The 14,947-nt window shown below is 41.6% G+C and carries 11 protein-coding genes and 1 pseudogene; all 12 read right to left on the bottom strand.

Annotation, left to right across the window (positions count from 1 at the left end; all coding sequences use genetic code 11):
- Window positions 1–57: 57 nt before the first annotated feature.
- On the bottom strand, window positions 58–1,110 hold the full coding sequence (locus tag LRQ06_RS17450) for a sialidase family protein (protein ID WP_232768319.1): 1,053 nt from the start codon (window positions 1,108–1,110) through the stop codon (window positions 58–60).
- Window positions 1,103–2,623, bottom strand: coding sequence for a tripartite tricarboxylate transporter permease (locus tag LRQ06_RS17445; RefSeq protein WP_232768318.1), 1,521 nt, complete (start codon window positions 2,621–2,623; stop codon window positions 1,103–1,105). The genes LRQ06_RS17450 and LRQ06_RS17445 overlap by 8 nt, the downstream gene beginning before the upstream one ends.
- A gap of 3 nt (window positions 2,624–2,626) precedes the next feature.
- On the bottom strand, window positions 2,627–3,112 hold the full coding sequence (locus LRQ06_RS17440) for a tripartite tricarboxylate transporter TctB family protein (protein WP_232768317.1): 486 nt from the start codon (window positions 3,110–3,112) through the stop codon (window positions 2,627–2,629).
- Window positions 3,113–3,178: 66 nt separating this feature from the next.
- Window positions 3,179–4,135 (bottom strand): Bug family tripartite tricarboxylate transporter substrate binding protein, encoded by a 957-nt coding sequence (locus LRQ06_RS17435; protein WP_232768316.1) that lies wholly within the window; start codon window positions 4,133–4,135, stop codon window positions 3,179–3,181.
- A gap of 75 nt (window positions 4,136–4,210) precedes the next feature.
- A complete protein-coding gene (locus tag LRQ06_RS17430; RefSeq protein WP_232768315.1) occupies window positions 4,211–5,143 on the bottom strand; it encodes a dihydrodipicolinate synthase family protein in 933 nt (310 codons plus the stop codon).
- Window positions 5,136–6,791: a hypothetical protein gene (locus LRQ06_RS17425; RefSeq protein WP_232768314.1), complete on the bottom strand. Its 1,656-nt coding sequence runs from the start codon at window positions 6,789–6,791 to the stop codon at window positions 5,136–5,138. The genes LRQ06_RS17430 and LRQ06_RS17425 overlap by 8 nt, the downstream gene beginning before the upstream one ends.
- A 635-nt stretch (window positions 6,792–7,426) precedes the next feature.
- Window positions 7,427–7,703, bottom strand: a pseudogene (locus tag LRQ06_RS17420) (RNA-binding S4 domain-containing protein); the annotation flags it as partial.
- Between the two features lie 56 nt (window positions 7,704–7,759).
- The gene (dsdA, locus tag LRQ06_RS17415) at window positions 7,760–9,079 is read right to left on the bottom strand and encodes a D-serine ammonia-lyase (protein ID WP_232768312.1); all 1,320 of its coding nucleotides are present in this window, start codon (window positions 9,077–9,079) and stop codon (window positions 7,760–7,762) included.
- Window positions 9,080–9,167: 88 nt separating this feature from the next.
- Window positions 9,168–10,757, bottom strand: coding sequence for an ABC transporter ATP-binding protein (locus LRQ06_RS17410; protein WP_232768311.1), 1,590 nt, complete (start codon window positions 10,755–10,757; stop codon window positions 9,168–9,170).
- Between the two features lie 2 nt (window positions 10,758–10,759).
- Entirely contained in the window at window positions 10,760–11,791 is a 1,032-nt protein-coding gene (locus LRQ06_RS17405; RefSeq protein ID WP_232768310.1) for an ABC transporter permease, read from the bottom strand.
- A 3-nt stretch (window positions 11,792–11,794) separates the two neighbouring features.
- Window positions 11,795–12,880, bottom strand: a complete 1,086-nt coding sequence (locus tag LRQ06_RS17400) for a microcin C ABC transporter permease YejB (protein WP_232768309.1) — start codon at window positions 12,878–12,880, stop codon at window positions 11,795–11,797.
- Between the two features lie 11 nt (window positions 12,881–12,891).
- Complete coding sequence (locus LRQ06_RS17395; RefSeq protein WP_232768308.1) at window positions 12,892–14,709, bottom strand: extracellular solute-binding protein; 1,818 nt, start codon at window positions 14,707–14,709, stop codon at window positions 12,892–12,894.
- Window positions 14,710–14,947 lie beyond the last annotated feature (238 nt).

Raw genomic sequence — 14,947 nt, 5'->3', positions numbered from 1 at the left:
ATGACGTGTACCTCTCGACCAACGAATGAGACACAACTTATATTCATATGACTGTATTTATTTATGACTAATTTTCCACCGCTGATAGATAATCGTTTCACGATTACTCGTATAAGTAATATGAATAACGCCCTCTCTGTATACAATAGCAGGATAAGAAAACTCACCTTTTTCGGTTTCCAGATGAGTTGGCGAGCTCCATGAGACACCATTATCAAATGAGATACTTATAGATAAAGGAGTACGTGCTCCCCAATTAGATGCCACAGGATTATAAACTAAAAATAACCGTTTTGAATCCGAAGCCAGATCAAGTCCACTATTATTATTTGGCAACGAGGTTGCGTAAGCCTCACACCAACTCCGCCCATAGTCATCAGAATCACTTCGATAAATCGCTCCCCGGGTGCTTCTCATTAACATATGAACATTCCCAGGTTTTGATTCCCATAATGTTGGTTGAATCACACCATCCCAGGAAAAAACGGTTTCTTCTTCCGTTTCCCAGAGCGCTCCTGTTTCTAACCCCTGCCAGGTATCTTTTTGTAGTTCCCTTTGTGGTGTTATGTGCTGTAAAGGAACCGGAACCTGATGCCAGGTTTGACCATTATCTGTGGAATAATCGGCAAATGCATCCCAAAGCAGCCCTGCCTCTATTGAATTAGGGGCAATCCAATTACCATTACTCAGAAGAATCAATTTGTTTTTTACTGGTCCCCGTGGGAGCTTTTCACCGGCAACCAAATCCACTGGGGAAGACCAGCTTTTCCCATAATCTTCAGAGATGATGACTTTCGTTATCCACGTTTGAACATTTTCACCTGACTTATAAAAAAGCCAAACGACATTGTCCTGAGTATAAAGAACCGGATTCCATAATGCAGAAAATTCGTCATCAACAGCTTTATAAGGTTCCGACCAGACGCCATCTGTTTCTTTAACAAGCCAGATAGCTGTATCCAAAGCGCCTTCCTTCTCACCGGCAAAAAATGTGATTAATTTGTCCTGATTTGGTAACACGACTATAGAAGAAGCGTGACATTGTTTAAAAAAAACTTCTCCGGTAGAAAACAAAGTATACTGAGCTTCTTTATGTATAAGATTATTCATGCATTATCTCCAGTTCTGTATTTGCTTTTTTTCTTTTTAAGAACCAGCGCTTAACCAATGGGCTGGTAAAAGAGACTAGCGTCAGCAAGAATAAAACCAATGAAATAGGGTGAGAAAAGAAAACACTATAATCGCCATCAGAAAGAATTAAGGCCCGTCTCAGATTACTTTCAAGCATCGGCCCTAATATGATGCCCAAAATAATAGGAGCAACACCAAACTTTTCTCGAATGAGAAAATACCCAACGAAACCTGATGCAATCATAACAATCACATCGATCATATTATTGTTAATGCTATAGGAACCAATAACACATAAAACCAGAATCAATGTATTAAGTAATGATTTAGGAATGGTTGTAATTTTAGTGAAATACCGGACACCAAAAATACCTAATACAAACATCATTATGTTGACCAATAATAATCCGGCAAAAATCATATACATATCACTGGCATGTTCAGAAAATAATAATGGCCCTGGTTGAAGCCCCTGAATCATAAAGGCACCAAGAATAATGGCTGAAACTGAATCACCAGGAATACCTAAAGTCAGCAATGGCACCATTGCCCCACCGGTAACCGCATTATTAGCAGATTCAGGAGATACTAAACCTCGCAAATTACCATTCTCAAATGTTTCACCTTTTTTAGCAGAACGGCGAGTTTCATTGTAAGCAATAAAGGCTGCGACATCACCTCCTGTTCCAGGAACCGAACCAATAAAAGTACCAATAAGCCCCGAACGCAATACAGTCCATTTTAACTTACGAAATTCTTTCAGGTGAGAGAGTGTCCTTTTAAACGAAGTTTGGAATTTTTTTGTTTCCTGAGCCTGATTATCGCCTTCAAGCATATTAAAAATGATTTGCGAAAAAGCAAACAATCCAATCAGGATAGGAACAAAACTGATACCGCCCATTAAATAAATTGAACCGAAAGTAAACCGGGAATACCCGGTAAAATTATCAATACCCACGGTCGCAATCATTAACCCAAGAACACCACCGATTAGCCCTTTAGCCAAATTTTCCGAACTGATTGAAATAATGACACTCAACCCAAAGGCAGCCAGCATAAAATATTCTGGTGCAGAAAAGTTTAATGCGAATTTAGCCAATAAAGGAGATAAGAAAGTCAAAACAAGGGCACTGGTTAACCCACCGATAAATGATGCAGTTGTGGATAAAGTAAGCGCTTTATCACCTTCCCCTCGCTTGGTTAAAGGATATCCTTCCATCGTTGTCACCATGGATGCAGGTGTGCCAGGAGTATTTAACAAAATAGCAGAGATTGAACCACCATAAACGGCTCCTACATAAATACCCAATAGCATCATAATGCCACCAGTACCCGGAAATACTAATGTTAATGGGAAAAGAACGGCAACCCCCATCGTCACCGAAAAACCGGGTAAAGCCCCTATTGCAATCCCGACTGACACGCCAAACAGTGCGGGCAATAAATTTGCCCACGATACAGCAGACAAAAATGCCTGAACAATGATATCCATGACTCACATCCCCCCATCAGTCAATGCAAACAACGGCAATGGAATATGAAGAATATGGATAAACACTCCCCATACCAGAGCAATAAGAAAAGCAACAAGTAGATAAATACCGGGACTTTTCAGCCATATTCCCACTGAATGACAGTATTCAGCGATAGAAAACCGGTTTGCATGCTGGAAATAAGGTGTAATTAACAAACAAAACACAATTGTTGAAATCAAAAAGCCAATATTGAACAGTGCTAAAACATAAATGATGCTTAATACAGGCAGTGAAAAAACACCTGTTTTAACCTCTGTTTTTATATCACCTTCTTTTAATTTTTGAACAATCACGATGACAGAAAGAATCATCAAAATACACGATAACATTTCAGGGAAAAACATCGGTCCCAACGGATCTGTAGCCGTATATTCAAACTGACCCGCATAAATAAGTACCGATGAGCTAAACACCAAAAATATGACGGCAAGAATGATACTAATCATAACAAAACCCTGTATTTCCATTCCGGTAACCCCACTCACGGGTACGGGTTACCGGAAAAATATGAATTACAATTTAATTTTCTTAACCAGCTTTTTGTAGTAGTCGTTGTCTTCACGAACCATCTGATTCACTTGTTTAACCGTCATCTTATTAACTTCGATTCCCTGATTATTCATAAACTTAACAAACCCGGGATCATTGACCGCTTTAGTAAAAATACCTGAAAGAGTTTTAAAACGTGATTCTGATACTTTTGACGGTACAGCAAGAGCAGCCCATGCACGAACTACAAACTCATGACCAAGTTCTTTAAACGTGGGGACATCCGGAAATAATGGAGAACGTTTATCACTCATAATACCCAGCAACTTCAATTCTCCAGACGCAATTTGACTACTGGCATTTCCGGGGCCAACAGTTATCGCATCTAAATGCTTACCGACAAGAGCAGCAACAGCAGGGGCACTCCCTCCAGAATATGGAACATCAATATAATCAATACCATAATTTTGTTTAATTGCCACCGATGCTAAATGCCAGATAGAGCCAACGCCAGAATTACCTACCCGCAATTTTCCAGGATGCGATTTTGCATAAGCAACAAAGTCGTTAACGCTGTTAAAAGGGCTGTCTTTCGGAACAATCAAGCCGGCAGGTTCAGAAATTGGGGCAACGATAAATTTAAATGCCTTATAATCTATCGGTGAACGATTAAGATGGGGTAAAATATCCAGCTCAACGGTTGTCATAACCATTGTATACCCATCCGGGCGAGCTGCCGCTGCCTGAGCCATTCCAGTTACACCACCAGCTCCAGGTTTATTCACCGCAATAATATTTTTATCGGTATAGTGTTTCGCGTACTCGATTAACCCCCTGGTAGTAATATCAGTCCCTCCTCCGGGGGACTTCGGAACAATAATTGTCATATCTTTAGCCGGGAATGAAGCGGCCATGGAAATACCAGACATTAACAGACATCCGGTACTAAAGAGTGCGGTAAGTATGTTCTTTGCTTTCATTGTGTAAAGCTCCATTTTGTCTTGTAGGGTACTCTATTTTTATAAGCTATTGTTTCAATTGTTATTAATAATGAATTATAGTTTCACGATTTTCTGCCGATAACTATCAGCAAGTGCCTGTAAGTGTTCCAAAAGCAGGAGGTTTGCACTGGTATAAAATTGTGCCTCATCAATTGACCGACTAAATGTCGAATCAAAAGTCCCAAGCAGCTTTTGAATGTACTTCGCAGAAGTAGGATAATTTACAAATTCATATAGTGAAGTGGCAGAAAGAAAGCGTGCCATTTCTTCTACCAGCAATGTTTGCTGAGCAAAATGGCTACATAGCCAGACATACAAATCGCAATGATAATTAGCCATCACGCCACTGTAACCGGCAGCACCAGCTTTCAATGAACTCAGTAATGTAGGCCCATTGGCATTGTAAATTTTAAAATTGCTGTTTTGCGTTAATGCTAACCGGTCGTTTAACATTTCTGTGTCACAACAGGTATCTTTAAGAAACGTAAACCTTCCGGAATCAACACACCATTTAAGAATGTCTCTATTTAATAATCTTTTCCAGGGCGAAGGACATTCATATAACCCCATAGGAATATTTTCTGGAAGCTCCGACATGATCTCTTCCATCCGGTGTATCACCGCTTGATCAGTAAAATTTTGATCGCCTAACCGATTAGTAATCAATACAACACCATCGGCTCCGGCTTCGACCATTGATTGTAGTTGTCGGATCTGCTGCGCAGGCTTATCCGCAGTATGTCCGGAAGCAACAACAGGAACACGCCCATCGACATGCTTGACAATAAACTTAACAATGTCGTGCATTTCCTGATCAGAAAGGTAATTGATTTCACTTGACTGACAAGCAGCAAATAAACCTGCTGCACCGGATTCAATATACCATTCAACCAATTTTGCTAAACTTAAATAGTCCACCTCATTGTTCTTAAAGGGTGTCAGCATTACCGGAAAAACACCATTAGGGAGTATGTTTTTTTCATTCATCTTTATGTCCTTTCCCAGCTAAAAATACCCGCATATTTTGCGCTAATGCCTGAGAAACAAACGCATCAACGACATCATCAATGTACTGTTCGTCCACATATGCAACCGTAATATGGTTGCTTTGATGACCAGCCATCAGTTCATCACGAGAAACGCCGTCTAAAACACAATTCATTAGTGGCCATTCAGAAGTAGTCGCATTCAAGCGCCGTTGAAACTCCGCTTCAGGTAGTTCAACGGCGTGTCCGGTCCCAACATGCAAAATAACATCATCATTCTGATAGTTAGCCCTTGCCCAGATAAACCTGCCCGATTTACACTGACCTGAAATAGTTGAACCTCCTTTAGGGAAGTACATGGCGGGTTGTCGGTAACCTTTAGCTCCTCGAATTCCGCCTTTTAAGTGCTCAAATGGAACTGCTCCGGAGATTTCGAAGTCCCAATAGAAGATCCCTTCAAATTCACTTCCCCAACGAATATCGTGCAACGTAGTTTCAGAAGGTAAATTTAAACTATCTAATAATCGATACAGCATTGTTTGTGGTATCGCTGTTCCCATATCAACTTCATTAATACATGGAATCGGTTTATCAGGACGTATAATTTGTCCATCTTCGTCAGGGATAGGGAAACGTGTAGCCGAACCTATTGCCCCCTCTGCAAAATCAGAAGCAGGACACAAATCTTTCAACCCTTGCTGATACTGAACCCCGACACTTGTTAGGCCAAAACGTTTTGAAATCCTTGCCATTGCAATCAACATTGCACACTGTTTCAAAACCTGGGATCTGGTCAATTCTGTCTTCTCATCTGTTCCGAAGTTAAATTTCATTCCCTGATTTTCGTACCAGTTCAAACATTCTTCGCAAAGATCATCCGGTACCTGACTCATTTCATAAAACAATGCGGACTGAGATAGACTTTCTATAGGCATCCCGATATTAACCATCATTTTTAGAGGGAAAACGCCATTCATCATGCCCATACAGTAACTATCAAATAACCCGATTATTTCTTTATTTCGCAGTATATATTTCCCGACATCCCATCCAATCCGGGCGGCTTCTGTTTTTGTCATCGGATGGGTTAATGTAATTTCTTTGAGGTAACTAATATCATGTATGATCTGACCTTCATGAAGCCAAGTACCTAAACTCTCAAGGAAGAATGCATCGTCAAAATTTTCAGACCATAAACGTGAATAATTGGTTCCTAATCCTGTTAATGTCCCAGCCATACACAATGTTCCAACGAGTCCTGGCCAGGTTCCGTCAAAATTCGCTAATAACAAGATAGGCCCCTGATGGTGTGCCAGACTTGAGGCTAAGTGATGAGAATATTGCCATGCAGTTAAAAGAACAATAACTGGCGCATTAGGATCAATACCAGAAAAAACATCACATCCTTCACGCTGACTGGCAATAAAACCATGTTTTCTTATACGATTAATATCATGAGCTCTAATCAGGGTATAACCGAATTGTTCTTTTAAAACCTGACTAAGTTTTTGTTCATATTTCTCCTGAACCGGCCAGCAATTGGTGTTAGCCGATTCACGTAAATCACCGTTAGTAACCATTAATATTTCCTTTGGTCCAACAGCTTTGGTATCTTTCTCTTCCGGTAATGAGAGCATTAAGTCCGTCATTCGGGATACTCCTTTCATGTGATTTTTCATCGTATTATTAATACAATTACCATTTGATGCTTCTTATATTTCTCCTATGAAAACATCCGGTAAAATCTGCCGTCACTTATAACTGTGTTGACACAAAGTTGTACATCCAGTTGGATGTTTAATCATTCAGCCTTCTGAAAACCCATGTCCTTATATGCTCTGAATTAACATTTTCTACAGCAAATTTTTTTCTGGTAATTGTTATCATCAAATATGCTAACTCGAGTTAGCATATTTATAACAAACTAGTAGACGAACAAACAATGAACAAAATAGCGGACTGTGAATACGGTCAATAAACAAGCAAGCAAGTTGCTAACACGTGATAGCCAGATCACGATTCTGACAAGTTATCATTTTAGAGAATATTTAAGACTGGACTTTAAATTGGAGTGATCACCTGAACGCTGTATTTATATATATTTGAGCCTACTTTCATACTTATTCGTGATTAAATAAAACGATTATCAGGTGATACAAAAGAAATACGACACACTAAAAGAATTTAATTTCAGCACGATTTTCTCTGCTATTCTTCTTATTTTTCACTTCCCCCAATGGTTTTTCTGATTTGGGTAATATTTCTTTTTCGCGGCTAACGGGGCGCTCAGCTACCGGATTATCACAAATAAGCAAATAAAATTCCTGGTTAAATTCAATAAGATCGCCATCGTATATTTTGCGACGTTTTCTTAATTCAATTTCCCCATTAACCGCAACGTAACCTTCGGAAATAGCATATTTGGCCTCACCACCACCACTGACCGCATTTGCGATTTTCAGTACCTTATACAATTCTATTGGCTGAGAATCGACTTCAATACCAATAGCTTCTATTTCAATTTCATCTGCGGAGTTTTCGTGGCTATTATCATCCTGCATGGCATCATTATCTCAAAAATACATTTAATCTGAGTGTACCTCGTTATAGAACAATATCACACAAGATATTTATCCATTTCCTGTTTTGGAACCATTCCTCCCCCTGTTGCCCAGATAACATGGGTACTTTGAGCCAATGTCGCAGGCGAGATTCCCAACGGGCGTAAATAACGGCTATGCTGACTGACAACCTGAGGACCATAAATTGCGGCAGCAGCAGAAGGTTCAACCTGAATATTTTCACATTCATTCAATAGCTTCAGCCACTCCAACATGCGTTCATCATTAATGGTATAAAAACCATCAATCATCCGTTCCATCGCCCGGCCGACAAAACCGGACGGTCGCCCAACGGCCAACCCATCTGCCGCTGTTTTATTATCAACACCAATGTCCTGAACACTGATACCATCATGCAGTCCGCTGTAGACACCGAGGAACATACTTGGAGAATGAGTGGGCTCGGCAAAAATACAATGAACATGGTCGCCAAAAGCAAGTTTGAGCCCAAAAGCCACCCCTCCAGGCCCGCCACCAACACCGCACGGTAAGTACACAAACAGAGGATGCGCTTTATCAACCACAATCCCCTGTTGGCTGAACTGCATCTTTAACCGTTCTCCGGCCACCGAATAGCCAAGAAATAAAGTCTTAGAATTCTCATCATCAATAAAAAAGCACCCAGGGTCGCACTCCGCTTGTTTTCTTCCCTGAGCAACCGCAACACCATAATCCTGCTCATATTCAATCACATCGACGCCATGTTCGCGCAATTTCGCTTTTTTCCATTCTCTTGCATCTGCCGACATGTGTACCGACACTCTGAAGCCAAGCTGAGCCCCCATTATTCCAATCGATAATCCCAGATTCCCGGTCGAACCAACAGCAATACGGTATTGAGAGAAAAAATGCCGGAATGGTTCACTGAAGAATTTAGTATAATCTTCTCCGGGCGTGAGCAGCCCTGAGTTCAGCGCCAGTGTTTCTGCATGTGTCAGTACTTCATAAATACCGCCACGAGCTTTTATCGAACCAGAAACCGGTAAATGACTATCCAGCTTTATAAACACATTCCCTAATGGCCCGTTACTACCTTGCTGAGCCAGCGCCTCACCAAGAATAGGCACACGGACCAGTGGAGATTCAATGATTCCGCCATTTTTCTCAGTGTCAGGAAATGCTTTTTTGATATAAGGAGCAAACCGGAGTAAACGTGCACTGGCATCCCGAACATCCTGCTGACTTAAACCAACGTATGGTAATGCGGTTGCCACATTGGTTTCATCCGGATTAAACCAACTCACTTCTGTCATTTTTTGCAATTCCCGGATAAGAGGCCGGGAAGAAATAAGCTGAACAAGATCCTTCTGTTTCATTTACATTTCCTTGTGTAAACTTAATTGATAAAACGATAGCTAAACTAAACAACAAAAGTGCTGGCCGATGTTGCTCTCTGTGGTTACATCAGTTAACCAGAAACGAAATCAACTGTCGTGTGTATTCTTCTCTGGGATTGACAAACATCGATTCCGTCTCCCCCTGCTCAACTATCTGACCATTCCGCATCACAATGGTATAGTGACACAGAGACTTAACAACATTTAAATCATGGCTGATAAATAAATACGTCAGCTTTCTTTTCTGCTGTAGCGACTTCAGAAGATTCAAAACCTGTGCCTGAATGGTCCGGTCAAGCGATGACGTCGGCTCATCAAGTAAAATGAATTCAGGCTCAAGTATCAGTGCCCGTGCAATGGCGATTCTCTGTCTTTGACCACCGGAAAACTCATTGGGATACCGAAACCGGGTTGTTGGATCCAGTTCCACTTCCTTCATGACACAACAAATGCGTTTATCCACCTCTTCACCGGGCAATTTCACATGAACATTCAATCCTTCACCAATCACTTCAGCGACAGACATTCTGGGATTTAATGCTGAAAACGGGTCCTGAAAAACAACCTGCATTTTGCTCCGGTAAGGCAACATTTCTTTCCGGTTCAGATTTTGTAATTCATGGTTGTTATAACGAATACTTCCCTGAGACGCCAATAACCGAAGAATAGCCATACCGGTTGTCGATTTACCGGAACCACTTTCACCGACAACACCAATGGTATGCCCTTTTTTCAGAACAAACTTCATATCCGTTACTGCTTTCACATAACCTGTTGTACGCTTAAACAACCCACCAGTGATTGGAAACCAGACTTTCAGCTTATCCACCTGAATCAAAGGTTCTGCTGCTGCACTCACTTCAACAGGGCTTCCCTTCGGATCGGAATCAATCAGTTGTCTGGTATAAGGATGCTGAGGTGCAGAAAATAAATTATGGGTTGAGTTTTCTTCAACCAGACAACCATTTTTCATCACCGCCACTCTGTCGGCTATTCGCTGAACAATACTCAAATCATGTGTGATAAAGAGCATTGCCATACCTAATTCAGTCTGCAACTGCTTAAGTAATGCCAGAATTTGCGCCTGAACGGAAACATCAAGAGCAGTTGTCGGTTCATCGGCAATCAATAATTCAGGTTCATTGATAAGAGCCATTGCAATCATGACTCTTTGCCTTTCTCCACCGGAAAGTTCATGGGGATACGCCGTCACTTTCAGCTCTGGGTTATTTATCCCAACTTTGCTCAGCCACTGGACAGCAATCTCTTCAGCTTGCCGGGGCCTGACTCCCTTATGGATAGACAATGTCTCAACTAATTGTTTTCCGACACGGTGCAAAGGATTCAGTGAAACCATCGGTTCCTGAAAGATCATGCCGATCTTTCCACCACGAATTCCTCTTAACTGCCGTTCGGAGCAGGTCAGAGTATCAACTCCATCGAACTCAACGGAGCCGGAAAGATAATGAGCGGCTCCTTTCGGCAATAATTTTAAAATAGAATTCGCTGTCACGGATTTACCAGAGCCGCTTTCGCCAACCAAGGCAAGTGTTTCCCCCTTCGAAATAGAAAACGACACGTTTTCAGTAACAGGCTGAATACCGCCATCCCGTTCAAATCCAACCGATAATTGACTGACATTAATCACTTGCGTCATAGTTATCTCCGGTTCTGGTGAGGGTCAAAGGCATCGCGCACCGCTTCGCCGATAAAAACAAGCAGTGTCAGCATCAGTGAAAGTACAACAAAAGCCGACAAACCAAGCCATGGTGCCTGTAAATTGGATTTACCCTGAGCAAGCAGTTCCCCAAGAGATGGAGATCCGACCGGTAAACCAAAACCAAGAAAATCCAGAGAAGTCAGCGTGGTTACCGACCCGGAAAGAATAAATGGCATCATGGTTAATGATGCGACCATCGCATTGGGAAGCATATGCCTCATCATGATACGCCGGTCTGAAACCCCCATCGCATGGGCCGCTTTGACATAATCAAAATTCCGGCAACGTAAAAATTCCGCCCGGACCACACCAACCAGACTCATCCAGCTAAAAAGCACCATAATCCCCAGTAGCCACCAAAAATTGGGCTCGACAAAACTGGACAAAATGATCAAAAGAAAGAGCGTTGGCATACCAGACCAGATTTCAATAAACCGTTGACCTAATAAATCAAGCCACCCGCCGTAGTATCCCTGAGTTGCCCCGACAAAAACGCCCACCGCTGAAGAGATCATCGTCAGAACAAAACCAAACAGAACAGATATCCTGAATCCGTAGATAACCCGTGATAACACATCACGACCTTTATCATCAGTACCAAGCCAGTTTACCGAATCAGGAGCAGAGGGAACCGCACCTCCGGGGATATTCAAATTGATGGTATCGTAATGAAACCGGATCAATGGCCATATCATATAGCCATGAGCATTGATCTGCTTTACCACATAAGGGTCGGTGTAATCCGCTTCAGTCTGAAACTCACCACCAAACTGAGTTTCAGGATAAGAAGTCATAACAGGAAAGTACCAGTGATTGTTGTACGAAACCAACAAAGGCTCATCGTTAGCAATAATTTCGGCAAACAGGCTGATCGTAAACAGCACCAGAAAAATCCACAAAGACCAGAACCCTCTCCGGTTCGCTTTGAAACGAGACCACCTTTCCTGATGAACAGGATGTTTAAAACGCATTCATTACCTCGCTTCAAAGTCGATACGGGGGTCAACCCACGTATAAGTCAAATCAGAAATGATGCTAAGCAGTAATCCTAATAAGGTCATAATGTATAATGTACTGAAAACAACCGGATAGTCCCTCTGAATGGTCGACTCAAATCCCAACAATCCAATACCATTCAGGGAAAACATCACCTCAATCAACATTGACCCGGTAAAAAATATACTGATAAATGCGCTGGGGAATCCTGCAATAATAATCAACATCGCATTTCTGAATACATGCCGGTAGAGAATACGATTTTCATCCAGTCCTTTTGCCCGTGCCGTTACAACATACTGCTTGTTGATTTCATCTAAGAAAGAGTTTTTAGTTAACATACTCAATGTTGCAAAACCACCAATAACCATGGCAAAAATTGGCAAAGCCAGATGCCAGAAATAATCAATAATCTGCTGGTACCAATTCAATTGCTCAAAATTATCAGACACTAATCCACGAAGAGGAAACCAACTGAAATAATTACCGCTCGCAAAGAAAAGAATCAGAATAATCGCAAATAAAAACCCGGGGATCGCATAACCAACAATAACAACGGCGCTGGTCCAGATATCGAACCGGGAACCATGATGTATCGCTTTAGTAATACCAAGAGGTATGGAGACAATATAAATAATCAACGTACTCCATAGTCCAAGAGAAATTGAAACAGGAAGCCGCTCTGTAATTAAATCAATCACATTCCCCCCTTTGAACAAACTTTGCCCAAAGTTAAACGTAATGTAATTTTTCAGCATGTCGAAATAACGTTCAGACAGTGGCTTGTCGAAACCAAACTGTTTTTTAATAGCTGCAACCACCTCCGGATCGAGTCCCCGGGAGCCTTTGTAGCCCGATTTCTCTTCCATAGAGAAATCCGTCTTTATCTCAGAACCACCACCTGAAAAACGATCCATAATACCACTGGAGTGCCCTTCCATTTGAGCAATGGCCTGCTCTACCGGACCTCCGGGTGCTATCTGAATGACAAAAAAATTAATCGTTATAATTGCCCATAACGTAGGAATCACAAGCAATAAACGTCTGAATATATATGCGGCCATCGAATCTCTCTTTATTGCCTTCTGGGGGGTAATCTTGACGCTTTAGTTTTCGATATCCACCAGGTATCCAGACCCAAATCATACTTAGGCATGATTTCAGGTCTTTCAAATTTATCCCATACAGCGACCCGGTATTCACTAAGATACCATTGTGGAATCATGTAAAAATTCCACTGAAGTACACGATCCAGTGCACGACCTAAGTATAATAGCCTGTCGCTATTCTGTTGATTTTTAACAATCCGCTGAGTGAGATAATCCACCACCGGGTCCGTTACCCCCGCGATATTGTAGGTTGAATCAAGATAATGAGAATTCCAGATGATCATCAGATCCGGACTGGGATAGGCATTTGCAGAATACCGGGAAGAGACCATGTCAAAATCTCTGTCTCTCAGACGTTTAATATACTGCGTCGTATCCACCATTCTGATTTTCATTGTGATACCAAGGCGTTTCAGATTTCGCTGCAGCGGAATGGCAATGCGTTCTGTCACCGGGCTATAGGCCAGCAATTCAAAAACAAATGGCCGTCCGGTCTTTACGTTCGTCATCACCATATTTCTGACTTCCCATCCGGCCTCTTTCAATAATTGAAAAGCCCGGCGTAACTGAGGGCGAATATGACCGCTGCCATCACTGACCGGAGGTGCAAATTCTTCACTAAACACTCTCCGTGGAATTTTATCTTTAAAAGGAGTAAGAATGTTTTTTTCTTCCTGGGACGGCAAACCTTTTGCTTCAAACTCCGTATTTTGAAAATAGCTACGGGTTCTGGCGTACTGATCAAAAAACAAAGTTTTATTCATCCATTCAAAATCCAGCGCATAAGATAGCGCTTCCCTGACCTTAGGGTTATGAAACAACGATGTTCTTGTATTAAAAACGAAACCGTTAGCTGCAGCGGGTTTCTGATGAGGGATATCTTCTTTTATAATATACCCTTTATCAAAATTAATTCCGTTATAAGAGTTGGCCCAGAGTTTTGCATTCCCCTCCTGCCGGAGATCGTATTCTCCAGCTTTGAAGGCTTCCAGCATCACCGTATCATCCCGGTAATAATCATACTGCACCTGTTTAAAGTTATGCCTGCCGACATTGACCGGTAAATCTTTAGCCCAGTAATCATTAAGAAGCTCATAAGTAACGCTTTGCCCCATTTTATAACTCATCACTTTATAAGGGCCACTGCCAACAGGTGGGACTATCAGGGGTTCATTGAATTTCTTATCTTTCCAGAAATGTTCCGGAAGTACTTTTGTATTCTCGGCCAGACTGAACAATTTATCCCGGTTGGGTGTTTTCATCTCAATCCGTACAGTCTTATCATTCAGAGCCTTCACCGATTTAACATCCTTATAATAAACTCGGTACTGAGGCACCCCCTCCGCCATAAATTTCTGAAAGCTGAACGACACATCATGAGCTGTAATCGGAACCCCATCCTGAAAACGGGCGTTCGGATTAATATCAACCTCCAACCACATATAATCATCCGAATACCGGATTACTTCCGCAATCAACGGATAATAAGTGTCGATTTCATCGTTGGGAGAGTACATCAGGGAGTCATAAAGCTCTCCGGTAGCCGCTGCCGCGACACCTCTGGATGCATAACGGTTAAAGTTATCAAATGTACCGACTAATGCGTAAGTTACTTTTCCGTATTTTGGTGCATCCGGATTAACATAATCAAAATGCCGGAACGTTTCAGAATATTTAGCTTTACCGTACCCGACTAACCGGGTGGTTTCTATCACCTTCGCAGAACACAATGAACTGATAATGAGGAGTATCATGCCAAGGGTAAGAAAACGAAATTTACGCATAAACAACCTTTGTGTCCGTTCCTGCCGATAATAGATTACCGTCACCCTTTATTAATTGGTCCGATTCCCTCTGAGATATAACACCCGATATACTGAGAACCATTTTGTTTTTCATACTCTTCCACCATTGTTTTTTCTGGCTCTTTATCCACATTACATACATAACAATAGGAGATCATATTCATGATTTCAGCTTTGTACTCAGACCAGGGACGAAATTCTTCATAAATACCAAAAT

This window comes from Vibrio salinus (genome assembly GCF_021272385.1).
Taxonomy (GTDB): Bacteria; Pseudomonadota; Gammaproteobacteria; order Enterobacterales; family Vibrionaceae; genus Vibrio; species Vibrio salinus.
This window is presented reverse-complemented; position numbering and strand designations above follow the sequence as displayed.